At 70.0% G+C, this 25,170-nt stretch carries 20 protein-coding genes; 10 read left to right on the top strand and 10 right to left on the bottom strand.

The features are described 5' to 3' along the window. Positions 1–456, bottom strand: a 456-nt coding sequence (locus tag BZL64_RS16670) for a LacI family DNA-binding transcriptional regulator (protein WP_143663171.1), incomplete at its 3' end; no start/stop codon positions are given. 334 nt (positions 457–790) lie between these two features. On the opposite strand from BZL64_RS16670, the gene BZL64_RS16665 reads away from it, so the two are divergent. The 6 genes from BZL64_RS16665 to BZL64_RS16640 all read left to right on the top strand — a co-directional run bounded on the left by BZL64_RS16665 (position 791) and on the right by BZL64_RS16640 (position 6,409). Beyond that, positions 791–1,942: a Gfo/Idh/MocA family protein gene (locus BZL64_RS16665; protein WP_167396155.1), complete on the top strand. Its 1,152-nt coding sequence runs from the start codon at positions 791–793 to the stop codon at positions 1,940–1,942. After that, entirely contained in the window at positions 1,939–3,093 is a 1,155-nt protein-coding gene (locus tag BZL64_RS16660) for a dihydrodipicolinate synthase family protein (protein ID WP_086769971.1), read from the top strand. Before BZL64_RS16665 ends, BZL64_RS16660 begins: the two co-directional genes overlap by 4 nt. Next, positions 3,090–3,923, top strand: coding sequence for a sugar phosphate isomerase/epimerase family protein (locus BZL64_RS16655; protein ID WP_086769970.1), 834 nt, complete (start codon positions 3,090–3,092; stop codon positions 3,921–3,923). Before BZL64_RS16660 ends, BZL64_RS16655 begins: the two co-directional genes overlap by 4 nt. A gap of 79 nt (positions 3,924–4,002) precedes the next feature. Then, positions 4,003–5,427 carry an AAA family ATPase gene (locus BZL64_RS16650; RefSeq protein WP_341868807.1) on the top strand — a complete coding sequence of 475 codons (1,425 nt, stop codon included), beginning with the start codon at positions 4,003–4,005 and terminating at the stop codon, positions 5,425–5,427. Then, a complete protein-coding gene (locus BZL64_RS16645) occupies positions 5,424–6,185 on the top strand; it encodes an HNH endonuclease family protein (protein WP_244205366.1) in 762 nt (253 codons plus the stop codon). Before BZL64_RS16650 ends, BZL64_RS16645 begins: the two co-directional genes overlap by 4 nt. Continuing rightward, positions 6,182–6,409: a GntR family transcriptional regulator gene (locus tag BZL64_RS16640; protein ID WP_086769968.1), complete on the top strand. Its 228-nt coding sequence runs from the start codon at positions 6,182–6,184 to the stop codon at positions 6,407–6,409. Before BZL64_RS16645 ends, BZL64_RS16640 begins: the two co-directional genes overlap by 4 nt. Before the next feature lie 69 nt (positions 6,410–6,478). Here BZL64_RS16640 and BZL64_RS16635 read toward each other — a convergent pair whose 3' ends face one another. From BZL64_RS16635 to BZL64_RS16610, 6 genes are all read right to left on the bottom strand, one after another. Then, positions 6,479–7,687 carry a lipase family protein gene (locus BZL64_RS16635; protein WP_086769967.1) on the bottom strand — a complete coding sequence of 403 codons (1,209 nt, stop codon included), beginning with the start codon at positions 7,685–7,687 and terminating at the stop codon, positions 6,479–6,481. 364 nt (positions 7,688–8,051) lie between these two features. Beyond that, positions 8,052–8,441: a D-ribose pyranase gene (gene rbsD / locus BZL64_RS16630; RefSeq protein WP_086769966.1), complete on the bottom strand. Its 390-nt coding sequence runs from the start codon at positions 8,439–8,441 to the stop codon at positions 8,052–8,054. Then, positions 8,438–9,379, bottom strand: coding sequence for a ribokinase (locus BZL64_RS16625; protein WP_086769965.1), 942 nt, complete (start codon positions 9,377–9,379; stop codon positions 8,438–8,440). Before BZL64_RS16625 ends, rbsD begins: the two co-directional genes overlap by 4 nt. Before the next feature lie 137 nt (positions 9,380–9,516). Beyond that, complete coding sequence (locus BZL64_RS16620) at positions 9,517–11,466, bottom strand: ABC transporter permease/substrate-binding protein (protein WP_086769964.1); 1,950 nt, start codon at positions 11,464–11,466, stop codon at positions 9,517–9,519. Continuing rightward, a complete protein-coding gene (locus tag BZL64_RS16615) occupies positions 11,456–13,006 on the bottom strand; it encodes a sugar ABC transporter ATP-binding protein (protein WP_086769963.1) in 1,551 nt (516 codons plus the stop codon). Before BZL64_RS16615 ends, BZL64_RS16620 begins: the two co-directional genes overlap by 11 nt. Then, entirely contained in the window at positions 13,003–14,064 is a 1,062-nt protein-coding gene (locus BZL64_RS16610) for a LacI family DNA-binding transcriptional regulator (protein ID WP_244205365.1), read from the bottom strand. Before BZL64_RS16610 ends, BZL64_RS16615 begins: the two co-directional genes overlap by 4 nt. 230 nt (positions 14,065–14,294) lie before the next feature. Between BZL64_RS16610 and BZL64_RS16605 the strand changes: the two genes are divergently transcribed. From BZL64_RS16605 to BZL64_RS16595, 3 genes are all read left to right on the top strand, one after another. Beyond that, complete coding sequence (locus BZL64_RS16605) at positions 14,295–14,660, top strand: cupin domain-containing protein (RefSeq protein ID WP_086769962.1); 366 nt, start codon at positions 14,295–14,297, stop codon at positions 14,658–14,660. Positions 14,661–14,738: 78 nt separating this feature from the next. Continuing rightward, positions 14,739–16,997, top strand: coding sequence for an SF1B family DNA helicase RecD2 (gene recD2, locus BZL64_RS16600; RefSeq protein ID WP_086769961.1), 2,259 nt, complete (start codon positions 14,739–14,741; stop codon positions 16,995–16,997). Between the two features lie 198 nt (positions 16,998–17,195). After that, positions 17,196–18,485 carry a citrate synthase gene (locus BZL64_RS16595; protein ID WP_086769960.1) on the top strand — a complete coding sequence of 430 codons (1,290 nt, stop codon included), beginning with the start codon at positions 17,196–17,198 and terminating at the stop codon, positions 18,483–18,485. A 651-nt stretch (positions 18,486–19,136) separates the two neighbouring features. Here the strand turns inward: BZL64_RS16595 and BZL64_RS16590 are convergent. The 3 genes from BZL64_RS16590 to BZL64_RS16580 form a co-directional block, all read right to left on the bottom strand. Beyond that, a complete protein-coding gene (locus BZL64_RS16590; RefSeq protein WP_167396154.1) occupies positions 19,137–21,482 on the bottom strand; it encodes a heavy metal translocating P-type ATPase in 2,346 nt (781 codons plus the stop codon). Positions 21,483–21,615: 133 nt separating this feature from the next. Beyond that, the gene (locus BZL64_RS16585; protein ID WP_086769958.1) at positions 21,616–21,855 is read right to left on the bottom strand and encodes a heavy-metal-associated domain-containing protein; all 240 of its coding nucleotides are present in this window, start codon (positions 21,853–21,855) and stop codon (positions 21,616–21,618) included. A gap of 133 nt (positions 21,856–21,988) precedes the next feature. After that, positions 21,989–22,660, bottom strand: coding sequence for a TetR/AcrR family transcriptional regulator (locus BZL64_RS16580; RefSeq protein WP_244205364.1), 672 nt, complete (start codon positions 22,658–22,660; stop codon positions 21,989–21,991). A 175-nt stretch (positions 22,661–22,835) separates the two neighbouring features. Here BZL64_RS16580 and BZL64_RS16575 point away from each other — a divergent pair, with 175 nt between their 5' ends. Beyond that, the gene (locus BZL64_RS16575; protein WP_086769956.1) at positions 22,836–25,148 is read left to right on the top strand and encodes an MMPL family transporter; all 2,313 of its coding nucleotides are present in this window, start codon (positions 22,836–22,838) and stop codon (positions 25,146–25,148) included. Positions 25,149–25,170: the final 22 nt, after the last annotated feature.

The raw sequence follows: 25,170 nt of genomic DNA, 5'->3' as shown, positions 1-25,170 counted from the left end.
GGCGTCCGCCAGCCGGCGCAGCTTCGCCGCGACGGCCTTGGCGTGCGCGTCGTCCTCCATTGCCCCGCCGGTGAGGACGACGGCCGCGGCCCGCTGCCGCTGGAGCAGGGTGAGGTAGGTCAGCTCGCGCTCGGGCGAGCCCCCGGTGTTGCAGACCACGGCCAGCCGCTCACCCCCGGCGCGTCCGCCGGGCCCGCCGATCTCGGCCTGGATCGCGCTCGCCATGATCCCGAAGAAGGGGTCGGCGATGTCGTTGACCAGGATGCCCACCAGGTCGGAGGTGGCCGCGGCCAGGGCGCTGGCGGGACCGTTGAGCACGTAGTCCAGTTCGTCCACGGCCCGCAGCACCCGTTCGCGGGTCGACGCGGCCACGGGGTAGTTCCCGTTCAGTACGCGCGACACCGTCGCGGGCGAGACCTGCGCGCGGGCCGCCACGTCCGCCAGGGTCACCGTCATCTCGTCGTCCTCCGGTCACGCATCTCGTCGTACGTCGTCGTACGCCCTGGTAGACAGCAGGTTCACCTGCCTGGTTCCGGGCGTGTCGAGCAGACCTTACGGCCCCGCACCCGAGTTGTTCGCCCCCTCGAACAACTCGGGATGGACACGGTCTTGTCCGGACCACCGGTCAGAGGCTAGCTTCTCCCTATATAGAAAGCGCTTGCTGTGACGCTGATCAGTGCCAAGGCGTACGCGGCGCGCACAACCGCGTAGGAATCGCGCGCGACACCGCGGCAACACCCGCGTACGACGCCGCGTACAACGCCTAAGAGGGCTCCAAGAAGGGACCGACGTGACACGCAAGACGGTGCGTATCGCCATGAACGGCGTGACGGGGCGCATGGGTTACCGCCAGCATCTGGTGCGCTCCATCCTGGCCCTGCGTGAACAGGGCGGCCTCGACCTCGGCGACGGCACCGTGCTGTGGCCGGAGCCGATCCTGGTCGGCCGCCGGGAACACGTACTGAACGCGCTTGCTGAAAAGCATGGCCTGGAGCACGTCTCGACGGACCTGGACGCGGTCCTCGCCGACCCCACGGTCGACATCTATTTCGACGCCCAAGTCACCTCCGCCCGCGAGGAGGCCATCAGAAAGGCGATCGCGGCCGGCAAGCACATCTATACCGAGAAGCCGACCGCCACCGGACTCGACGGCGCCCTGGAGCTGGCCCGGCTCGCCGACGCGAAGGGCATCAAGCACGGCGTCGTCCAGGACAAGCTGTTCCTGCCGGGCCTGCTGAAGCTCAAGCGCCTCATCGACGGCGGCTTCTTCGGCCGGATCCTCTCCGTCCGCGGCGAGTTCGGCTACTGGGTCTTCGAGGGGGACTGGCAGGCCGCCCAGCGCCCGTCGTGGAACTACCGCGCCGAGGACGGCGGCGGCATCGTCGTCGACATGTTCCCGCACTGGGAGTACGTCCTGCACGAGCTGTTCGGCCGGGTGAAGACGGTCCAGGCCATCGCCACCACCCACGTCCCGCAGCGCTGGGACGAGAACGGCAAGCCCTACGACGCGACGGCCGACGACTCCGCGTACGGCATCTTCGAACTCGACGGCGGTGCCATCGCCCAGATCAACTCCTCCTGGACGGTCCGCGTCAACCGCGACGAACTGGTGGAGTTCCAGGTCGACGGTACCGAGGGCTCGGCCGTGGCCGGCCTGCGCAACTGCCGTGTCCAGCACCGCTCCGCCACCCCCAAGCCGGTCTGGAACCCGGACATCCCCGCCACCGAGGTCTTCCGCGACCAGTGGCAGGAGGTCCCCGACAACGGTGACTTCGACAACGGTTTCAAGGCCCAGTGGGAACTGTTCCTCAGGCACGTCTACGCCGACGCCCCCTACCACTGGAACCTGCTGGCCGGCGCCCGCGGCGTCCAGCTCGCCGAGCTGGGCCTGAAGTCCTCCGCGGAGGGCCGCCGCCTCGACGTCCCGGAGATCGCGCTGTGACCATCCGACTCCCGGACTCCAAGGGAACGCTGCGGACCTACGACCCCCGCACGGAACCCCTCACCGCCACCACCGGAACCGCTTTCACCTCCCGTACGGTCTTCTCCGCGGCGCATGTCGTCGCGGACCCGTACGCCGACGTGTCGCCCGACTCGCCGGCCGCCGTCGACTGGGACGCCACCCTCGCCTTCCGCCGCCACCTGTGGTCCCACGGGCTCGGCGTCGCCGAGGCGATGGACACCGCGCAGCGCGGCATGGGCCTGGACTGGGCGGGCGCGGCCGAGCTGATCCGCAGGTCGGCGGCCGAGGCCAAGGCGGTGGGCGGCCTGATCGCCTGCGGTGTCGGCACCGACCAGCTCACCGGCCCGGCGTCCCTCGCCGAGGTCCGGGCGGCCTACGAGGAGCAGCTCGCCCTCGTCGAGGCCTCCGGCGCCCAGGCCATCCTGATGGCGTCCCGTGCCCTGGCCGCGGCGGCGACGGGCCCCGAGGACTACCTCGACATCTACGGCCACCTCCTGCGCCAGTCCGCCGAGCCGGTGATCCTGCACTGGCTGGGCCCGATGTTCGACCCGGCGCTGGAGGGCTACTGGGGCTCCCCGGACCTGGACGCGGCGACGGAGGTGTTCCTCCGGGTCATCGCCGCCCACCCGGACAAGATCGACGGCATCAAGGTCTCCCTGCTGGACGCTCAGCGGGAGGTCGACCTGCGCCGCCGCCTCCCGGACGGCGTGCGCTGCTACACGGGCGACGACTTCAACTACCCCGAGCTGATCGCGGGTGACGAGAAGGGCTTCAGCCACGCCCTGCTCGGCATCTTCGACCCGCTGGGCCCGCTGGCGGCGGAAGCGGTCCGCGTCCTGGACACGGGCGACGTCACCGGTTTCCGGCAGTTGCTGGACCCCACGGTCGAGCTCTCCCGGCACCTGTTCCAGACCCCGACCCGCTTCTACAAGACGGGCGTGGTCCTCCTGGCCTGGCTGGCCGGCCACCAGTCGCACTTCACGATGGTCGGTGGCTTTCAGTCGGCCCGCTCCCTCCCGCATCTGGCCCGCGCCTACGAACTCGCCGACGGCTTGGGCCTGTTCCCCGACCCGAAGCTGGCCGAGGAACGGATGAGGAACCTGCTCGCCCTGTACGGAGTGAACCAGTGACCGGTCTCGAGCGTTTCAGCATCAACCAGATGACGGTCAAGCAGCTGTCGATGCCCGAACTCGTCACGGCCTGCTACGACCTGGGCATCACCAACGTCGGCCTCTGGCGCGACCCGGTCCAGACGTACGGCGTCGAGGAGACGGCGAAGCTGGTCCGTGACGCGGGCCTGACGGTGACGACGTTGTGCCGCGGCGGCTTCTTCACCGCCGTCGACCCGGACGAGCGCAAGGCCGCCCTGGCCGACAACCGCCGGGCGATCGACGAGGCGGCGACCCTGGGCACGGAGGTCCTGGTCCTCGTGTCCGGCGGCCTCCCGCCGGGCTCGAAGGATCTGCACGGAGCCCGCGAACGCATCGCGGACGCGCTCACGGAACTCGGCCCCTACGCCGAGGACCACGGGGTGAAGCTGGCCATCGAGCCCCTGCACCCGATGTACGCCTCCGACCGTTGCGTGGTCTCGACCCTCACCCAGGCCCTGGACCTCGCGGAACGCTTCCCCGCCCACCAGGTGGGCGTCACCGTCGACACGTACCACATCTGGTGGGACGACCAGGCCCCCGCCCAGATCGCCCGAGCGGGCGCGTCCGGCCGCATCCACACCTTCCAACTGGCCGATTGGACCACCCCGTTGCCCGAGGGGGTCCTGAACGGCCGGGGCCAGATCGGCGACGGCGCGATCGACATGCGCGAGTGGCTCGGGTACGTGGAGGCGGCCGGGTACACCGGCGCCATCGAGGTGGAGCTGTTCAACGACGCCCTGTGGGCCCTGGACGGCAGGGAGGTACTCGCCGAAACCGCCCAACGCTTCGTGTCCCACACCGCGGCCTGACAGCCCAGTGGCCTGCCCGCTTCCGAAGCGAAGGGGCAGGCCACGGTCGTAGGATCGGGCGCGACACCCCGACGAACGGATGCCGACGCCCATGTACGTCAGCCGGATCATCGTGAAGGACATCAAGTCCTTCCACGGCCCCCGCGAGGTCGATCTCGCCCTGACCCGCCCCGACGGCAGTCACGCCGGGTGGACAGTGCTAGCCGGTCGCAACGGCTCGGGCAAGACGACGTTGCTGCGGGCCATGGCGCTGGCGCTCAGTGGCCCCGCGGTGGCACGTGGCTTGGTGCCGGGCTTCGAGAACTGGGTGACGGAGCACAGCACGGCGGGGCAGGTCGAGGTCGAGATCATCAGGGACGCGAACCATGACCGGTTCTCGCAGGGCCGTCCACCTGCCGGCGCGGTCCGGGCCGGGCTCCGCTGGACCACGCCCCGCGACGGATCGGCCGGGAAGGTTCCCGTCCGCAGAGGTGTCCTGTCCGGCCTGCACGAGATCACGTACACCAAGGCTCAGACCACCGCCGCCCGTCGTGGCCCCTGGGCGGACAATCCGGCGGGCTGGTTCTCCGCTGCCTACGGTCCGTTCCGGCGGATGGCTGGTGGTTCCGGCGAGGTGCAGCGGCTGATGCTGACGTCCGGGCCCGTGGCCAGGCATGCGAGCCTCTTCCACGAGGACGCCTCGCTCGCCGAAGGGGTCGCCTGGCTGATCGAGCAGCATCTGCGCGCGCTGGAAGGGCGACTGGGCGCCGCCGGGTTGAAGAGGTTCGCCCTTGCCCTTCTCGGAGACGGACTGCTGCCGGACGGGTACCGGATCGTCGACGTCGACTCCGACGGCCTGTGGGTCGAGCGGCACGGCAGCCGTTTCCCGCTGCGGGAGATGAGCGACGGATTCCGTACCGTTGCCGCTCTTGTCGTCGACCTCCTCAAGCAGTTGCACGACGCGTTCGGCGCCGACCTGTGGGAGTCCAACCTCCTGGAGGCCAGAGACGGTCTGATGACACTGATGACGCCCGGTGTCGTCATCATCGACGAAATCGACGCCCATCTGCACGTCTCCTGGCAGCGCCGGATCGGCCCCTGGCTGACCGCCCACTTCCCCCGCATCCAGTTCATCGTCACCACGCACAGCCCCTACATCTGCCAGGCCGCGGATCCCGGCGGCCTGATCCGGCTGCCCGGCGTGGACGAGGCGCGGCCGCCCGAGGTCATCGATCAGGACCTTTACGACCGCGTGGTGTACGGCAGCGGCGACGACGCCGTTCTCTCCGAACTGTTCGGTCTCGACACGCCCTATTCGGAGCGGGCCGAGCAGGTGAGGGCCGAGTTCGTGGAGCTGGAGGCGGAGATCTACGACGGGGCCTCGTCACGGGAGTCGCTTGCCCGCTACCGGGAACTGAAGGAGCTGCTCGCCAGCTCGCCGTCGGCCCGTGTGGACGAGATGAGTGCGCACCTCCACCGAATCGCGGAGGAGATCACCGGGGGTCCGAAGGACGAAGAGGAGTGATCCGGCTTCGGCGTGCGCTCCTGTCGTCGGTCACGACGGGGCTGCTGAAGGACTACACCGACGACATCCGGCGGCAGGACACGGAGAAGGAACGCAAGGACAGGGCGAAGGAACTCTGGGCGAATCGCCGGCAGGTCCGTCCCGCACTCCTTGGGGGGCTTGCGGAGATGGCACCCGGCCACGAGCGCTGTATGTACTGCGGTGACAGCCAGGGCAGCGACATCGACCACTTCGAGCCGAAGAGCCTCGCTCCGCTGCGTACCTTCGACTGGCTCAACCATCTGCTCGCCTGCTCGTTCTGCAACAGCAACCAGAAGCGGAACCTCTTTCCCGTCGCGGACGACGGCAGCCCCCTGCTCGTCGACCCGACAGCCGAGGACCCCTTGGACCACCTACGGCTCGTGCTCCCACTCGGAACGTACCAAGGCCTGACCGACCGGGGACGGGCCTGTATCGAGGTGTTCGGTCTCAACGCAAGAGCGGTCCTGGTCAAGGGACGCAGGGACGCCTACGTGACGGCCTGGAACGCCATCGAGCTGTGGCGCATAGCCATGGACAAGGGGCAACGTGACAAGGCGAAGGATATCGTCCGGGTCTCCTGGAACCGCCCCCTTGTCGATGTACTGGTCGCCATGTTCCACCAGTCCGGCCATCCGGCGGCCGATGCCCTGTTCGCGGGGGAGGAGGAGGTCCTCGACCACCTCCGCGATTCCGAACTGCGGTCCGCGTTCCTGCACTTCCGGGGCCTCAGCTACTGACACGCCCGTCCCGCGCCGCGATCATCGAACGGAAGATCCGTTCCGGTGAGTACCCGCCGGGGACGCGGCTGCCGGGCGAACTGACCATGACGCACGAGCACAAAGTCGGTCCTGGCACGGTCCGCCGTGCTCTGGACATACTTCGGGACAGGGGGCTCGTGGTGACCGTGCGCGCCCGAGGGTCGTTCGTCTACGACCCCCTGCCGCCCGCCCCCGAGATGTGACGAAGGGGCCGCCCTCCGCAGGATGTGAGCGGACGGGCGGCCCCGGTGGTGCCTGGCGTGGATGTCGGGTCAGTCGGGCAGGCGGTCCATCAGCCACGTACAGAGTTCCGCGGTGATCGCCGTGTGCGCGGTGGTCGTGGGCGAGCAGAAGTACTCGTCCAGCTCACTCTCGTCCGAGCCGAGTTCACCGATCGGCGTGTACAGATCCTCCTGCGTCTCGACGTCGCGGATGGCCACCGCGCTCACCGACGCGACGAAGCAGACCTCCTCGTGCCGCAGATCCACCGTGCCGCCGAGCTTCCGCATCGCGTCGGCGAGGATCTTGTACGTGTGCAGCGTGCCGCCCGGAGCGCCGTCGACCTCCGGGAAGCCGCTGGTCGTGACGGTCTCTTCGGCCTTGGGGAACCGCCGGTTCAGGTAGGCGGCCGTGACGTCGTCGCCCTGCGCCTGGGTGTAGAAGGTGGTGCCGGGGTAGATCCGGTCGATCCGCAGCGCGACCTCGCCGGGCAGCACCTCGGGCAGGCCGACACCGTCGGCGCGGCCGTTGGCGACGGCGATCTTGAGGGGCCTCATCGGCCAGCCGCCGAGCCGGTTCAGGGCGTCCAGGAACTCGATGCGCTCCGGGGCGACCCCGATCTTCTTGGTGTCCTTGTCGTAGTGCCGCCACAGCATCTGGCGCGCGGCCGGGCTGTCCATCTGCTTGGCGAAGTCGTTCGCGAACGGGATGAAGTGCGAGAACGCCTGCACACCGACGGGGATGGAAGCGCCGCGGTGCGGGCTGTCGTAGGAGAAGTACAGCGCGGTCTGGTGGTCCATCCGCTTCCTCTCCATGTCGGCCAGCGCGTAGCGGGTGACGATGCCGCCCATGCTGAACCCGCCGACGACCAGTGGGGCGTTGCCCTGCCGGCGGCCGATGGCCTCCATGATGGCGGCTTCGGCCGCGCGCGCGTTGTCGAGGATGGACGCGCTGCGCTCCTCGAAGCCGAGGAGGATCACGTCCCTGCCGCGCCGGTGCAGCTCGCTGATGAACTTGTAACCGCCTTCCAGCCCCTGGTACGTCTTGTCCAGCTCGCTGCGGCCGAGGTTGAAGCCGTCGGCCATGATCACGGGCCGGACGACATCGCCGGTGGTGTTGCCATCGGCGGGGAAGACCCAGGCGAAGCCGTTCGGCAGCGGCCACTCGGCGTGGTCCGGTACCTCGACCGGTTCTGCGGGCGCGGTGGTCAGCGGGTCGGCGAGGGTGAACGTACCGACGTTGGGCTCGGTCGTTTCGGACATGGTCGTACTCCTCGGGAGGAGGGTGGGGGAGACCACGTCATCATGGTGGGCATTTCGGGCGGATCACAGCGCTGATCTGCTGCTTCATCACAACAGGTGGATTCCTCGGTGCGTATGTTTGATGCGTCTGGCATGTGCCGCTGACCAGAATTCTTCGCTTGTCTGTTCCGCCATCCGTTCGGCTTCGGGATTTCCCCGACCGCCGTGCAACCGTTCCGGCCTCACCCGGGTCATACAGGGTGTCAGGACTTCTGGAGGGGGATCCGGGGGGATCGCGGGTCGTTCTGACGGCGGAGGGGGCAAGCAAGAGGGGCCCGGTCGACGGACCGGGCCCCTCGAAGCCTTCGTGGGGGTGACGAGGCCGTCAGAAGAACACCCCGCACCGCAGCAGCACATTCGCGTACGGCTGTGCCTCCCCGGTCCGCACCACCAGCCGCGCCCCCGCCGACAGGGTCTTCAGCTCCTCGTGCGGGACCAGGGCCAGCCCGGGAAAGTGCCCGTCCAGCAGCCCGGCCGCCGCCGGGTTCGCCTCCCGTACCTCGCAGGCCGCCGTCGCTCCCTCCACGACCAGCTCGGCCAGCAGGCCCTCCAGGACCTCGGCGAACGACGGCACCCCCGCCCGGAAAGCGAGGTCCACGACTCGCGGACCGTCCGGTATCGGCATGCCCGCGTCACACACCAGCACTCCGTGCCCGTGCCCCAACTCGGCGATCGCGCCCGCGAGATGACGGTTGAGTATGCCGCCCTTCCTCACCGGGCCTCGACCTCCGCCGCCGTCGGGAACGACTCCTGCGCGCCCCGCCGGGTCACCGCCACCGCCCCCACCCGCGCCGCGTACGCCGCCGCCTCCGGGAGCGAGGAACCCGCGCCCAGCTTCCACGCCAGCGCCGCCGTGAAGGAGTCGCCGGCCCCGGTCGTGTCCACGGCCTCCACCTTCACTGCCGCGACCCGCTCCACACCTTCCGCCGACGCCACCAGCGCGCCCTGCGAACCCAGCGTCACCACCACCGACTTCGGCCCCTTGGCGAGCAGCACCCGCGCCCAGTCCTCGGGCCGGTCACCGACCGCCGCGCCACCTGCCGCGCCACCCGCCGCACCGCCCGCCTCCGCGCCGCCGAGGATCACCTTCGCCTCGTGCTCGTTGACGATCAGCGGATCGCAGGCCGCCAGCACCTCGGCCGGCAACAGGCGCGGCGGTGACGGGTTCAGCACGAAGCGGCTGCCCGGCGCCAGACTCCGTACGACCTCCACCACCGTCTCCAGCGGGATCTCCAGCTGCGCCGACACCACGCGGGAGGCGTGGAACAGCCCGGCGGCGGCACGCACGTCCTCCGGTGTCAGGCGGCCGTTCGCGCCCGGCGACACCACGATGCTGTTGTCGCCCGACGGGTCCACCGTGATCAGCGCGACCCCGGTCGGTGCCCCGCCCACCAGCACGCCCACGGTGTCGACCCCGGCCGCCCGCTGCGAGTCGAGCAGCAGCCGGCCGTACGCGTCGTCGCCGATCCGGGCCAACAGCGCCGTACGGGCGCCGAGGCGGGCGGCCGCGACCGCCTGGTTGGCGCCCTTGCCGCCCGGATGGACGGCGAGGTCCGAGCCGAGGACGGTCTCGCCCGCCGCCGGGCGCCGTTCGACACCGATCACCAGATCGGCGTTCGCCGACCCCACGACCAGAAGGTCGTAGTCGTACATGAGAACTCCCTGCGTACGTCGCACGACGGACGTCGCACGAGACGTGAGGCGGGCGGTCCCCCGACCGCCCGCCTGCTTGCCGTAACCGCTTGCCGTAAAGCTTGCTGCAACCGTCTGCCGTGACCGATCAGCGAAACTCAGCCCGTGAAGCCGGCCACGTTCTCCTCCGTGACCACCTTCACCGGCACCTTCACCGTCTCCGCGACCTTCTTGCCCTGGAACGCCTTGAGCGCGTTGTCCACGGCGATCCTGCCCAGTTCCGAGGGCTGCTGCGCCACGGACGCGTACAGCGTGCCGTTCGTGACCGCGGTCAGGCCGTCCGGGGTGCCGTCGAAGCCGACGACCTGCACGGACTTGCCGGCCTTGGAGCCGAGCGCCTTGATCGCGCCGAGCGCCATCTCGTCGTTGGCGGCGATGACACCCTGGACGTCCGGGTGCGCCTGGAGCAGGTTCGACATCACGTCAAGGCCCTTGGTGCGGTCGAAGTCGGCCGGCTGCTGCGCCAGCACCTGGATGCCGGGGAAGGCCTTGAGGCCCTTCGCGAAGCCCTCGGCGCGCTCACGGGCTGCCGAGGTGCCCGCCTGGCCCTGGAGGATCACGATCTTGCCGGTGCCGCCGAGCTTCTCGGCGACCGTCTTGGCCGCGAGTTCACCGCCGGCGACGTTGTCGGACGCCACCAGGGTGTTCGTGGTCGCCTTGTTGACGCCGCGGTCGACCGCGACGACCGGGATCTTGGCCTTGTCGGCAGCCCGTACGGCCGGACCGGCCGCGTCGGAGTCCACCGGGTTGACGATGATCGCGTCGTACCCGGAACTGGTGAAGTTCTGCAGCTGGTTGGCCTGCTGCGAGGCGTCGTTCTGCGCGTCGGTGACGGTCAGGTCCACGCCCAGCTTCTTCGCCTCGGCCTTCGCGCCCGACTGGATCTGCACGAAGAACGGGTTGTTGAGGGTGGACAGCGCCAGGCCGACCTTCGGGTTCGACGTCGAGGAGGAACCGCTGTGCAGGAAGGACGTCGCGCCGACCACCGCCACGGTGACGACCGCGGCGAGCCCGTACGTGACCGCTTGCCGGCCCTTGCCGCCACCGGTCCCGGCGGCCACCGGAGCCGCCCCGGCCTTGCGGCGCACGGTGTCCAGGAGCACGGCCAGCGCGATGACGACACCGATGACGACCTGCTGCCAGAACGCCGACACGGAGAGCAGGTTGAGGCCGTTGCGCAGCACCGCGAGGATCAGCGCGCCGATCAGGGTGCCGGACGCCTTACCCGTACCTCCCGCGAGGGAGGCGCCGCCGATGACGACGGCGGCGATGGCGTCCAGTTCGTAGCCGTCGGCGGCCTGCGGCTGCGCGGAGGACAGCCGGGAGGCGAGCACGATGCCCGCGGCGGCGGCGAACACACCGGACAGCGCGTAGATCGCGAGCTTCTGCTTCTTCACCCGCAGCCCGGACAGGCGTGCGGCCTCCTCGTTGCCGCCGATGGCGTACATCGAGCGGCCGATGTAGGTGCGGCCGAGGACGAACGCGGCGATCAGGCCCATGACGACCATGACGAGCACGGGCACCGGCAGCCACCCGCCGAGCGTGTCGCCGAGGTGCGAGACGGAGTCGGGGAAGGCGATCGGCGAACCCTCGGAGATCACCAGCGACAGACCGCGCGCCACCGACAGCATGGCGAGTGTCGCGATGAACGGCGGCAACTTGCCGTAAGCGATGAGGAAACCGTTCACCAGCCCGGCCGCGATACCGGTGGCGACGGCCAGGACGACCGCGAGGACGACCGGCACGCCGTGCGAGGTGGCGCTCCAGGCCAGGACGGTGGCCGACAGTGCCGCCACCGAGCCGACCGACAGGTCGATGCCCGCCGAGACGATCACGAAGGTCACGCCGAAGGCGAGGATGGCGGTCACGGCCGCCTGGACACCCACGTTGAGCAGGTTGTCCGTGGTCAGGAAGTCACCCGACAGCGCCGACATGGCGATGAGGAGGACGATGAGCGCGGTGAGCGCCCCGTTGTCGAGCAGCAGGCGGCGCACCGCCGCGGCGCCGCCACCGGCGCCCGTCGTGCTCTTGAGCGTGTCAGCGGCCACGGCCGGTCTCCACTTCGGAAGTAGTAGGGGTACTAGGGGTGGTAGAGCTGACGGGGGAGCTCACGGCGAGTGCCATGACCGCGTCCTGGGTGGCCTCGCGCGCGGCGAGTTCGCCGGCGATGCGGCCCTGGGCCATCACCAGCACCCGGTCGCTCATGCCGAGCACCTCGGGCAGATCGCTGGAGATCATCAGGACGGCGGCTCCGGCGGCCGTCAGCTCGTTGATCAGCTGGTAGATCTCGACCTTGGCGCCGACGTCGATACCGCGCGTCGGCTCGTCGAGGATCAGCACCTTGGTGTCCGCCAGCAGCCACTTGCCGATGACGACCTTCTGCTGGTTGCCGCCGGACAGCGTCCGCACCTGCTGGCCGAGCCCGGCCATGCGCACCCCGAGCTGCGCGGCGATGCGGCCCGCGGCCTCGTGCTGCCCCTTGAGGTCGACGAGCCCGGCACGGGTGGCCGAACGCAGCGTGACCAGGCCGAGGTTCTCCTCGACGGAGGCGTCCAGCACCAGCCCCTGGCCCTTGCGGTCCTCCGGCACGAGGCCGATCCCGGCAGCCATGGCCGCACTCACGTCATGGCGGCGCAGCCGCGCGCCCGCCACCCGCACGGCTCCCTGGTCGTACGGGTCCGCCCCGAACACGGCCCGTACGACCTCGGTACGACCCGCGCCGACCAGCCCCGCCACCCCGACGACCTCGCCGGCCCGCACCTCGAAACTGACGTCGTGGAAGACGCCGTCCCGCGTCAGCCCCTCGACGGACAGCAGGGCGGCGCCGGTGTCGGCGGGCTCGCGCGGATACTGCTGCTCGATGGAACGGCCCACCATCAGCCGTACGAGTTCGTCCTCGGGCGTGGACGCCGGGACCTGCCCGACGCTCCTGCCGTCCCGGATGACCGTGACCCGGTCGCCCAGGGCCGCGATCTCCTCCAGGTGATGGGTGATGAACACGATGCCCACGCCGTCCTCGCGCAGCCTGCGCACGATCGCGAAGAGCTTCTCGACCTCCTCGGAGGTGAGCACGGCGGTCGGCTCGTCCATGATCAGTACGCGTGCGTCCAGGCTCAGCGCCTTGGCGATCTCGACCATCTGGAGGCGTGCGATGCCCAGTTCGCGCACCAGCGCGCGGGGCGACACGGGGACGCCGACCCGCTCCAGCAGGACGGCGGCGTCGGCCTCCATCCGCTTGCGGTCGATCATCCCGAACCGGCGCGGCTGGCGTCCGAGGAAGATGTTCTCGGCGACCGTCAGGTCCGGTACGAGGTTGAACTCCTGGTAGATGGTCGCGATCCCGAGGCGCTCGGAGTGCTGCGCCCCGTGGATGCGCACCTCCTCGCCGCCGGCCAGGATCCGCCCGGCGTCGGGCGTGTAGGCGCCGGAGAGCATCTTGATGAGGGTGCTCTTGCCCGCGCCGTTCTCACCGAGCAGCACATGGACCTCGCCCCGCCGCAGGTCGAAGTCGACGCTGTCGAGCGCGACCACTCCGGGGAAGGTCTTGCGTATGCCTTCGATGCGCAGCAACTCGTCCGCGTTGCTCACGACTGGCTCCTGTTCCTAGCTGAGTTCTCGCCGCTCTGGCCGTCCGCGCCGGTCCGAGCGCTCTCGCCGCTCTCGCCGCAGGAGCGGCGCACGACGAGACGGGCGGGGAGGGTGACGGACCGCGGGGCCCGCCCCTCGATCCGGTCGACCAGCGCGCGTACGGCCGCGCGTCCCAGCTCGCCGGTCGGCTGGGCGATGGCGGTGATCGGGGGATCGGTGTGCACGAACCACGGGATGTCGTCGAACGCGGCGAGCGCGATGTCGTCGGGAACACGCAGCCCACGCGCGCGTACGGCGTCCAGCGCGCCGAGCGCCATCAGGTTGTCCGCGGCGAACACGACCTCGGGCGGCTCGGGCAGGTCGAGGAAGCCCTCGGTGACCCGCCGTCCGCTCTCGGCCTTGAAGTCCCCCTGCCCGATGTACGCGTCCGGCAGGTCGATGCCGCAGGCCCCGAGGGCCTCCCGGAAGGCCTCGACGCGCTCGCTGCCGGTGGTGGTGGCGGCCGGGCCCGCGATGATCGCGAGCCGGCGGTGCCCCAGCCGGTGCAGATGCGCCACCAGGTCACGCACGGCGGCCCGTCCGTCGGCCCGGACGACCGGCACGTCCACACCCGGGATCCACCGGTCGACGAACACCATCGGGGTCCCCGCGCGCGCGGCGTCCAGCATCAGCGGAGAACCGCCGTCGGTGGGCGATACGAGGAGCCCGTCGATACGGCGGTCCAGCAGGGTCCGTACGTGGTGGTCCTGGAGGTCGGGCCGCTCGTCGGCGTTGCCGATGATGACGCTGTAGCCGAGTGCGCGGGCCTCCTCCTCGACGGAGCGGGCCAGCTCGGTGAAGTAGGGGTTCATCACGTCGCTGATGACCAGGCCCAGGGTGCGGGTCTGATCGGTGCGCAGCGACCTGGCGACGGCGTTCGGGCGGTAGCCCAGCGCCTCGACGGCGGCCAGCACGCGCGTGCGCGCGTCCGCACTGACCGACGGATGGTCGTTCAGGACCCGCGACACCGTGGCGACGGAAACGCCCGCCTCGGCAGCGACGTCCTTGATGCTCGCCATCGCCGCTCCACCTCCTCGTGGAATCGATTACAAGGCTGTACCGAAAGGATTGGAATCGATTACACGGAGGTAAATCAAGACCCTCGCGAGGCCGAGACCGAACCGTGACGCGGCAGGCTCCCGCGTCCTCCGGTCGCAGGCCGGGCGCGGCAGGCACAGCCTGGAAGCACGCAGGGACGTCTGCGAGGCCCGTCCGCCCATCGGTGCGGCGGACCGGAGACGGAGGAGTCATGACGTCGGTGACCAGGAACGACGTTCCCGTGGTGCTCGAAGGTGACGGGGTCGAACTGCGTGTCGCGCCGATCGGCGGCGGCTTGTCCGTCGGCTATCTCACCCTCCCGCAGGGCACCGACATGGGCCCGGCGCTGAAGGGCCTGCCCGACGACTCGTGCCAGGCCCCGCACTGGGGTTACTTGTTCAAGGGCCGGCTGCGGATGCTCACGGCCGAGGGCGAGCGGGTCTACGAGGCGGGGCAGGCCTACTACTGGGCGCCCGGCCACGTACCGATGGCCCTGGAGGACTGCGAACTCGTCGAGTTCTCCCCCACCGAGGACTTCCAGAAGGTGATCGACCACGTGACCGCCCAGGCCGGATGAGCCGCCGGAAGCACGCTCTATGAGCTGAGGCCCTGAGCTGAGGGACACGCTGTCGGTGCCGGGAGGTACCGTCGGATCATGGAGCGACCGACGGCGGGCGGGGACCGGCAACTTGCCGTCCTGGAGGGCGTGCTGGAACGCATCACGTATGCGAACGAGGAAACCGGCTACACGGTCGCCCGTGTCGACACGGGCCGCGGCGCCGGCGACCTCCTGACGGTGGTCGGCGCGCTCCTCGGGGCCCAGGCCGGCGAGTCCCTGCGCATGGAGGGCCGCTGGGGCTCCCACCCGCAGTACGGCAAGCAGTTCGCCGTCGAGAACTACACGACACTTCTCCCCGCCACCATCCAGGGCATCCGCCGCTACCTCGGATCGGGGCTGGTCAAGGGCATCGGCCCGGTCTTCGCCGACCGCATCACCCAGCACTTCGGCATGGACACCCTGAAGATCATCGAGGAGGAGCCGAAGCGCCTGATCGAGGTGCCCGGCCTCGGCCCGAAACGCACCAGGAAGATCGCCGATGCCTGGGAGGAACAGAAGGCGATCAAGGAGGTCATGCTCTTCCTCCAGACCGTCGAGGTGTCGACGTCGATCGCGGTCCGCATCTACAAGAAGTACGGGGACGCCTCGATCGCGGTCGTGAAGAACCAGCCGTACCGCCTGGCGTCCGACGTCTGGGGCATCGGCTTCCTCACCGCCGACAAGATCGCCCAGTCCGTCGGCATCCCGCACGACAGCCCGGAGCGCGTCAAGGCGGGCCTCCAGTACGCGCTGTCCCAGTCCAGCGACCAGGGCCACTGCTACCTCCCCGAGGAGCGCCTGATCGCCGACGCGGTCAAGCTGCTGCAGGTCGACACCGGCCTCGTCATCGAGTGCCTCGCTGAACTCGCCGCGCCCCCGGAGGAGGGCGAGGACCCCGGCGTCGTACGGGAGAAGGTGCCGGGCCCGGACGGCGACGCGGAGCCCGTCACGGCCGTCTACCTCGTCCCCTTCCACCGGGCCGAACTCTCCCTCTCCGCCCAGCTGTTGCGCCTGCTGCGCACCGGCGAGGACCGGATGCCGGCCTTCCGTGACGTGGCCTGGGACAAGGCGCTGGCCTGGCTGCGGACCCGTACCGGCGCCGACCTCGCCCCCGAGCAGGAGGCCGCCGTCAAGCTGGCGTTGACCGAGAAGGTCGCCGTGCTGACCGGTGGCCCCGGCTGCGGCAAGTCCTTCACGGTCCGCTCGATCGTGGAACTGGCCCGCGCCAGGAAGGCCAAGGTGGTCCTCGCGGCCCCCACCGGCCGTGCCGCCAAGCGCCTCGCCGAACTGACCGGCGCCGAGGCCTCCACAGTCCACCGGCTCCTCGAACTCAAGCCCGGCGGCGACGCGGCGTACGACCGCGACCGCCCGCTCGACGCGGATCTGGTGGTCGTCGACGAGGCCTCGATGCTGGACCTGCTGCTCGCCAACAAGCTGGTGAAGGCGATCCCGCCGGGTGCCCATCTCCTCTTCGTCGGCGACGTGGACCAACTCCCCAGTGTCGGCGCGGGGGAGGTGCTGCGCGACATGCTCGCCGACGGCGGCCCGATCCCCGCCGTGCGCCTGGTGCGCGTGTTCCGCCAGGCCCAGCAGTCCGGCGTGGTGACCAACGCGCACCGGATCAACGCCGGGCAGCATCCGCTCACCGACGGCATGAAGGACTTCTTCCTGTTCGTCGAGGACGAGACGGAGGACGCGGGCCGGCTCACGGTGGATGTGGCCGCCCGTCGCATTCCGGCCAAGTTCGGCCTCGATCCCCGCCGGGACGTCCAGGTCCTCGCGCCCATGCACCGCGGCCCGGCCGGCGCCGGCGCCCTCAACGCGCTGCTCCAGCAGGCCATCACCCCCGGCCGTCCCGACGTACCCGAGAAGCGGTTCGGCGGCCGGGTCTTCCGCGTCGGCGACAAGGTCACCCAGATCCGCAACAACTACGACAAGGGGGCGAACGGCGTCTTCAACGGCACCGTGGGCGTGGTCACCTCACTCGATCCGGTCGACCAGCGCCTCACCGTGCTGACCGACGAGGACGAGGAGGTTCCGTACGAGTTCGATGAGCTGGACGAACTCGCCCACGCGTACGCGGTGACGATCCACCGTTCACAGGGGAGTGAATATCCCGCGGTGGTGATCCCCGTCACCACGGGAGCATGGATGATGCTCCAGCGGAACCTTTTGTATACGGCGGTCACCCGTGCCAAGAAGCTGGTCGTTCTCGTCGGCTCCCGCAAGGCCATCGGCCAGGCGGTACGCACGGTGTCGGCGGGCCGCCGTTGCACGGCACTCGACTTCCGGCTCGCCGGGCAGCGCAAAAAATGATCGATCAAATGAGTCATGAAGGTCACAGAGCACTTCCGCAACCGTGACGAAGGCGGCAGGATGAGCAAGTTGGCGGCACTGAGTGCCGTGGATAAGCCCAATGGCCGACCCCGAGTGCACTCTCCTGCGCCAAATGGGGGATGGTAGAGACAGTCAGGGCAACCTCGAAGAAGAGGCACAACGTCGGTGAGGGATGACGTGAGCGACAACTCTGTAGTACTGCGGTACGGCGACGGCGAGTACACCTACCCGGTGATCGACAGCACCGTCGGCGACAAGGGCTTCGACATCGGGAAGCTCCGCGCCCAGACCGGTCTCGTGACCCTGGACAGCGGTTACGGCAACACCGCCGCCTATAAATCCGCCATCACCTACCTCGACGGCGAACAGGGCATCCTCCGGTACCGCGGCTACCCGATCGAGCAGCTGGCCGAGCGGTCGACCTTCCTCGAGGTCGGCTACCTGCTGATCAACGGCGAGCTGCCCACCGTCGACGAGCTGAGCTCGTTCAAGAACGACATCACGCAGCACACCCTGCTGCACGAGGACGTCAAGAACTTCTACCGGGGCTTCCCGCGCGACGCCCACCCGATGGCGATGCTGTCGTCGGTCGTCTCGGCGCTCTCGACGTTCTACCAGGACAGCCACAATCCGTTCGACGAGAAGCAGCGCAACCTCTCGACGATCCGGCTGCTCGCCAAGCTCCCCACGATCGCGGCGTACGCGTACAAGAAGTCGATCGGTCACCCGTTCGTCTACCCGCGCAACGACCTCGGCTACGTCGAGAACTTCCTCCGCATGACCTTCTCGGTCCCCGCGCAGGAATACGACCCGGACCCGGTCGTCGTCTCCGCGCTCGACAAGCTGCTGATCCTGCACGCGGACCACGAGCAGAACTGTTCGACGTCCACGGTCCGCCTGGTGGGCTCCTCGCAGGCCAACATGTTCGCGTCGATCTCGGCCGGCATCAACGCCCTGTGGGGCCCGCTGCACGGCGGCGCCAACCAGTCCGTCCTGGAGATGCTCGAAGGCATCCAGGCCAACGGCGGCGATGTCGACTCCTTCATCCGCAAGGTGAAGAACAAGGAGGACGGCGTCCGCCTGATGGGCTTCGGCCACCGGGTGTACAAGTCCTTCGACCCGCGCGCGAAGATCATCAAGGCGGCGGCGCACGACGTCCTCTCGGCCCTCGGCAAGTCCGACGAACTGCTGGACATCGCGCTGAAGCTGGAGGAGCACGCGCTCTCCGACGACTACTTCGTCTCGCGCAACCTCTACCCGAACGTCGACTTCTACACCGGTCTGATCTACCGGGCCATGGGCTTCCCGACCGAGATGTTCACGGTCCTGTTCGCCCTCGGCCGCCTGCCGGGCTGGATCGCTCAGTGGCACGAGATGATCAAGGAGCCGGGCTCCCGCATCGGCCGCCCGCGCCAGATCTACACGGGCGTCGTCGAGCGCGACTTCGTCCCGGTCGAGCAGCGCTGACGCCTGCCGTCGGGGCACGTGAGCGAGGGGCTGTCCGCAAGGGCAGCCCCGTAGTCACCTCGTACTGCAGCAGTGCATGAAGAAGGCGCCCTGGTGCGTCGGTCCCCCCACGGGCCGACGACCAGGGCGCCTTCCCATGTCCCGGTGCGGATTCCCCCCACGGGATCCGGCCGGGCGTCTGGAGAGCACAGCGCCTGAATTCGCTGATGCATATGTGATTGTTCTGCGGCGGGAGTTGAGCGGAACGAGCGGAACACACAGTATCCCCGCCAGGTGTGCGATCTGCCGGGACAGCGCACGCTGGGAGGGCCGCTCAAAGCTTCCCGGTGTGCCTGCCCCGGCAACGCATCTCTGGAGAAGTCCCCCAAGACATCTCCAGATGTCAGTCGGCGCCCCCCAAGACGCTTCCTGACATCGTCAACTTAGACCGTCGGACCCCTTCGATGGTTACGTTCACGTCACTGTGATCTGTGTCTCTTGCATATGTCCCGTTACATGCGCAAGAGCCCGGATACGGCGATCGAGGCCCAAGCGTAAGGATGATGCGCGAGCCTTGTGAAGAGCTTATGTGAGGCTCGCGCCGGACTCCAGGGGGGCTGTTGTTTCGACTTGGCCCTAACCGCCGGTAACTTCCGGGTACTTCGCCGCACCTCAGCGGAATGTCCGCAGTCGCAAGCTGTTCGTCACCACGAAGACGGACGAGAAGGCCATCGCCGCTCCGGCGAGCATCGGGTTGAGCAGTCCGGCCGCGGCCAGCGGCAGCGCGGCCACGTTGTAGCCGAAGGCCCACACGAGGTTGCCCTTGATCGTGGCCAGGGTCCGCCGGGACAGCCGGATCGCGTCCGCCGCGACCCGCAGATCCCCGCGCACCAGCGTCAGATCGCCCGCCTCGATCGCCGCGTCGGTGCCCGTGCCCATCGCCAGGCCCAGGTCGGCGGTGGCAAGCGCGGCGGCGTCGTTGACGCCGTCTCCGACCATGGCGACGACCCGCCCCTCGCCCTGGAGCCGCTTCACGACGGCGACCTTGTCCTCGGGCAGCACCTCGGCGATCACCTCGTCGATGCCCACCTCCGCCGCCACGGCCTCGGCCACCGCCCGGTTGTCCCCGGTCAGCAGCACCGGTGTGAGCCCGAGCGCGCGCAGCTCCCGTACGGCCTCGGCGCTGGTCTCCTTGACGGCGTCGGCGACGGCGAGCACCCCGCGTACCGCCCCGTCCCACCCGACGACGACCGCCGTACGGCCGCGGCGCTCAGCCTCGTCCCTGGCGTGCGCCACCTTCGGCGGAAGGTCGTCGAAGAGCCGGCCCACAGCCACCTCGTGGCCCTCCACGCGCCCGCGTACGCCGCGTCCGGGCACGTTCTCGAAGTGCTCGGCCGACGGCAGTCGCCCGGCCGGCCCCTGCTCCCGGCTCCGTTCGAGCGGGGGGATCCCCATCTCGGCGCCCGCGGCGATCGCTCGGGCGACCGGGTGCTCGGAGGCGTGCTCCAGGGCGCCCGCGAGCCGCAGCAGCAGCGTCTCGTCGGTGCCGTCGGCGGCGTAGACCTCCTGGAGGGTCATGCGGCCGGTGGTGACGGTGCCGGTCTTGTCGAGGACGACCGTGTCGACCCGGCGGGTGTTCTCCAGGACCTCCGGGCCCTTGATGAGGATGCCGAGCTGGGCGCCCCGGCCGGTGCCGACCATGAGCGCGGTGGGAGTCGCCAGGCCCAGGGCGCACGGGCAGGCGATGATCAGGACGGCGACGGCCGCCGTGAACGCGGCGGCCGTGTCGCCGGTCAGGCCGAGCCAGGCGCCGAACGTGGCGGCGGCGATCAGCAGGACGACGGGGACGAAGACGGCGGCGACCCGGTCGGCCAGCCGCTGCACCTCCGCCTTGCCGTTCTGCGCGTCCTCGACGAGCCGGGCCATGTGGGCCAGCCGGGTGTCCGCGCCGATCCGGGTCGCCTCGACGACGAGCCGGCCGCCGGCGTTCACGGTGGCGCCGGTGACCGTGTCGCCGGGGCCCACGTCCGACGGCACCGACTCGCCGGTCAGCATGGAGACGTCGACGGCGGAGACACCTTCGGTGACGGTGCCGTCGGTGGCGATCTTCTCGCCGGGCCGGACGACGAACCGGTCCCCGACCGTCAGCCGGTCCACGGGGATCAGGGTCTCCCGCCCGTCCCGCAGGACGGCCACCTCCTTGGCGCCCAGCTCCATCAGCGCCCTGAGCGCGGCTCCCGCGCGCCGCTTGGAGCGGGCCTCCAGGTAGCGGCCCAGGAGGATGAAGACGGTCACCCCCGCGGCGACCTCCAGATAGATCGTGGAGGCGCCGTCGGCGCGCGAGACGGTCAGCTCGAAGGGGTGCCGCATGCCGGGCATGCCCGCGTCGCCGAGGAACAGCGCCCACAGCGACCAGCCGAACGCGGCCAGGGTGCCGACGGAGACCAGCGTGTCCATGGTGGAGGCGCCGTGCCGCAGATTCGTCCAGGCCGCCCGGTGGAACGGCAGCCCGCCCCAGACGACGACGGGCGCGGCCAGCGTCAGCGACAGCCACTGCCAGTTGTCGAACTGGAGGGCCGGGATCATGGCGGACAGGACGACGGGCGCGGCGAGCAGGGCGCAGACGAGGAGGCGGTGGCGCAGGGCCGACAGCTCGGCGTCCCCGGACGATCCGGACGACTCGGCCGGCATCTCCTCGGAGGCCGCGACCGCGGGCGGGGGCGCGGGTTCCTCGGCGGTGTAGCCCGTCCTCACGACGGTCGCGATCAGGTCGGCGACCCGCACCTCGGCGGGGTGGCTGATCCGCGCCTTCTCGGTCGCGTAGTTGACCGTCGCCGTGACGCCGTCCATACGGTTGAGCTTCTTCTCCACGCGGGCCGCGCAGGAGGCGCAGGTCATCCCGCCGATGAGCAACTCGACCTGGGAGACCTCGGAGCCCTGGGAGCTTTCGGAGGACTCGGAGGACTCGGAGGACTCGGGGGGCTCGGCGGCGGTCGGGGTCGTGGTGGTGCTGGACATGTCCGTGACTCCAGGGAGCGGAACGGGCCGTGTCCGACCAGTGTCCATCCACCGGTCGGCACGGCCCGAATCCGGGACGGGTGACTCGGACCCGGTTCGGGTCAGGCTCCGGTACCGGTGACTCAGGCGCGGGTCAGGCGCGGCCGACCAGCTCGAAGCCGGCCTCGTCGACGGCGGCGCGTACGGCCTCGTCGTCCAGCACGGTGGCGGAGACGACGGTGACCTCGCCGGTGGAGGCGACGGCCTTCACCGAGGTGACGCCGGGGATCGCGGAGATCTCGCCGGAGACGGCGCCCTCGCAGTGGCCGCAGCTCATGCCGCTCACCTTGTAGAGGGCCGTGACGGTTCCGGGAGTGTCGGTGTGGGCGGTCATCTCGTTACTCCTCGTCGAGGCGTGCGGTCTGTGGGAGGCCGGACGAAGGGGTTGGCCGCAGGTACCTGCGAGAGGCCCCGGAAGGTACCGGCCAAAGGGCCCTGAAAGCCCCCACTGCACCCACACTATACCCCTAGGGGGTACGTCTCGAAGACGCCTCTTCGCGGCCGGCTCGTCCACCGGTGAGCGGTTCCAGGTAGCGCACGAGGACGTTCTTCAGCTCCTGGATGTACGCCTCCTGCTCGGCGCCCTCGTGGCCGAGGACCAGCTCCAGGCCCGCCTTGTACAGGCCGAGGCACATATGGGCGGTGCGGGAGAGGTCGGCCGGGGAGGCGTCGGGCAGGAGTGAGGAGAGCAGCTCCTCGATCCGGGCGAGCAGTGTGACGTGCAGGGCGTCGTGCTCCTCGGCGATGCGGCCGGGGATGTCGGGGCCGTGCATCAGGGCGAAGAACACCGGGTGATCGCAGTTGAAGGAGATGAACCGGTCGACGGCGGCGCCGACGGCCGCCTCCAGCGTGGTCGAGGGATCGATCGGAGCGAGCGCCTCGCCGTAGGTGTCGCGCATCTCGTGCATGAGCCGGTCGCCCAGCTCGATCGCGATCGCTTCCTTGTTCGGGAAGAACTGGTAGAGCGTGCCGGGCGAGACGCCGGCCTCGCGGGCGATGGCGTTGGTGCTCGCGGCCGTGTACCCGGTGCTGCAGAAGACGGTGGCGGCGGCCTCGAGGAGCTGGGCGATCCGGCGTTCGCCGCGGGCCTGGCGGCGGCGCGGCTGTTCCTTCGCCTGGTTCTCGGCGGTGTCGGGCACGAGTTTTCCCCAGCTCTCCGAACGTGATTGACAAACGCGAGCGTCCGCTCGCATTCTGGTTCCAGTGAAACGCGAGCGAGGTCTCGTGTTTGCCATTCTATGGCAGTGGTGACCCATGCTGCCTGCTCATGTCGGCACGGGTCACGTCGAATCATGGTGAAGGGGACACCGCACGATGACCACAGTCAACAATCCGCCCGCCGACAGTCCGCCGCGCGTCGGAGGATGGACCCGATTCGTGACCGCCCGGCCCAGGCTGTCGCTGCTCGCCGCGCTGGTGCTGACCGTGCTCGCGGTGCTGGCGGGCAGTGGGGTCGCCGACAAGCTGGGCAGCGGTGGCTGGGAGGACCCCGACGCGGAGTCCACCTATGCCACCGAGGCACTGGAGCGCGAGTTCCCCGACTCCCAGCCCAACCTGATCCTGCTCGTCGACTCGGGCCGCGCCTCCGTCGACGACCCGGCCGTGGCCGCCGAGGCCACCCGCCTCGCCGAGCGGCTGTCCGGCGAGAAGGGCGTCGTGGGCGTCGGCTCCTACTGGGGCGGCAAGGCCCCCGCCCTGCGCGCGGAGGACGGCCACGAGGCACTGATCGCCGCCCGCATCACGGGCGACGAGAAGACGATGGGCGAGACGCTCGACCGCATCGCCCCCTCCTACCGCGGCACCCAGGGCACGCTGGAGGTCAAGATCGGCGGCATCGTCGCCGTGCGGCACGAAATGCAGACGATCATCCAGGAGGACCTCACCCGCGCCGAGATCATCGCCCTGCCGGTCACCCTGGTGCTGCTGGTGATGGTCTTCGGCAGTGCGGTCGCCGCCCTGCTGCCGCTCGGCGTCGGCATCGTCGCCATCCTGGGCACCAACGCGGTCCTCGGCGCCCTCACGGAGTTCACCGACGTCTCCATCTTCGCGATGAACCTCACCACCGCCCTGGGCCTCGGCCTGGCCATCGACTACGCCCTGTTCATCGTCCGGCGCTTCCGCGAGGAGGTGTCCGGCGGCGCCGACCCGACCACCGCCATCGGCACCACCCTGCGCACAGCGGGCCGCACCGTCCTGTTCTCGGCGCTCACGGTCGCCGTCTCGCTGGCCGCGATGCTCGTCTTCCCCCAGTACTTCCTGCGCTCCTTCGCCTACGCCGGCATAGCGGTCGTCCTGCTGGCCGCCGCAGCCGCGCTGATCCTGCTCCCGGCGGCCCTCGTCCTCCTCGGCCACCGGGTCGACTCCCTCGACGTGCGCCGCCTGTTCCGGCGAGGCCGGGCGAAGAGCACGGGCCCCGGCACGGAGGGCAGCACGCAGAACGGCACGGAGGGCAGGACGGAGGACCGCACGGCCTGGGGCCGTACGGCGACCCTCGTCATGCGCCGAGCCCCCTTCTTCGCGCTCGGGACGACGGCCGTGCTCGTCCTGCTCGGACTGCCTTTCCTGGGCGTGAAGTTCGGCACCGCGGACGACCGTCAGCTGCCCTCCTCCGCCGAGTCCCACGTGGTGCAGCAGCACATCAGGGACGGCTTTCCCGGCACCCCGGGCGGCGGCCTGGAAGTCCTCGCCGAGGGCAGGGCCACCCAGGCCGAGTACGCCGCCTACAAGGAGCGCGTCGCGGCTCTCCCGGACGTCGCGCGCGTGGACGGTCCGCTGGTGAAGGGCGACACGGCGTACTTCACCGTGCAGCCCGAGGGTGAGGCCGTGGACGAGGCGGGCCAGCGCCTGGTGGGCGACCTGCGAGCCACCGAGGCCCCCTTCGACACGAAGGTGACCGGTGCCGCCGCAGTGCTGGTCGACTCCAAGAAGGCCATAGGCGACCAGCTTCCCCTTGCGGCGGCCTTCATCACCGTCGTCACGCTGCTGCTGGTGTTCCTGCTGACCGGCAGTGTGCTGATACCGATCCAGGCCGTCCTGCTCAACGCGCTCAGCCTGACCGCGATGTTCGGCGCCGTGGTGTGGGTCTTCCAGGACGGCCATCTCTCCGGCCTGCTCGGCTTCACCAGCTCCGGCTCCATCGAGACGACCCTGCCGGTCCTGATGTTCTGCGTGGCCTTCGGTCTCTCGATGGACTACGGCGTGTTCCTGCTCTCCCGCATCAAGGAGGAGTACGACCACACCGGCGACCACGAACGGTCGGTACGCCTGGGCCTCCAGCGCACGGGCGGCCTGATCACGGCGGCGGCGGTCATCCTGGCCGTGGTGATGGTCGCGATCGGCACCTCACGGGTCACCAACACCAAGATGCTCGGACTCGGCATCGCCCTCGCGGTCCTGATGGACGCGATGGTCGTGCGCAGCCTGCTGGTCCCGGCCATCATGCGCCTCACCGGCAAGGCCACCTGGTGGGCGCCGGGCCCCCTGCGCCGCTTCCACCAGCGCTTCGGCCTCAGCGAGGCCGACCCGACCCCGGCCAAGCAGCCGGACCGCGAGACGAACCCCGATACGGACCCCGAGACGAACCCCGATACGGACTCCGAGCGGGACGCGGTGGGTGCGCGCGGGTAGGGGAGAGGCCCCCGGGCCAGAG

The sequence above is a fragment of the Streptomyces bobili genome (assembly GCF_002154575.1).
GTDB classification, from domain to species: domain Bacteria; phylum Actinomycetota; class Actinomycetes; order Streptomycetales; family Streptomycetaceae; genus Streptomyces; species Streptomyces bobili.
The sequence above is the reverse complement of the archived record's forward strand: the minus strand, read 5'-3'. Positions and strand labels throughout refer to the sequence as shown.

Excerpts from the sequence above, each read along its gene's own strand:
- BZL64_RS16605 (WP_086769962.1), top strand. The coding sequence starts at position 14,295 with ATGACGTCGGTGACCAGGAACGACGTTCCCGTGGTGCTCGAAGGTGAC.
- BZL64_RS16585 (WP_086769958.1), bottom strand. The coding sequence starts at position 21,855 with ATGACCGCCCACACCGACACTCCCGGAACCGTCACGGCCCTCTACAAG.
- BZL64_RS16625 (WP_086769965.1), bottom strand. The coding sequence starts at position 9,379 with ATGTACGACTACGACCTTCTGGTCGTGGGGTCGGCGAACGCCGATCTG.
- recD2 (WP_086769961.1), top strand. The coding sequence starts at position 14,739 with ATGGAGCGACCGACGGCGGGCGGGGACCGGCAACTTGCCGTCCTGGAG.
- BZL64_RS16635 (WP_086769967.1), bottom strand. The coding sequence starts at position 7,687 with ATGTCCGAAACGACCGAGCCCAACGTCGGTACGTTCACCCTCGCCGAC.
- BZL64_RS16575 (WP_086769956.1), top strand. The coding sequence starts at position 22,836 with ATGACCACAGTCAACAATCCGCCCGCCGACAGTCCGCCGCGCGTCGGA.
- BZL64_RS16590 (WP_167396154.1), bottom strand. The coding sequence starts at position 21,482 with ATGTCCAGCACCACCACGACCCCGACCGCCGCCGAGCCCCCCGAGTCC.
- BZL64_RS16650 (WP_341868807.1), top strand. The coding sequence starts at position 4,003 with ATGCCGACGCCCATGTACGTCAGCCGGATCATCGTGAAGGACATCAAG.
- BZL64_RS16610 (WP_244205365.1), bottom strand. The coding sequence starts at position 14,064 with ATGGCGAGCATCAAGGACGTCGCTGCCGAGGCGGGCGTTTCCGTCGCC.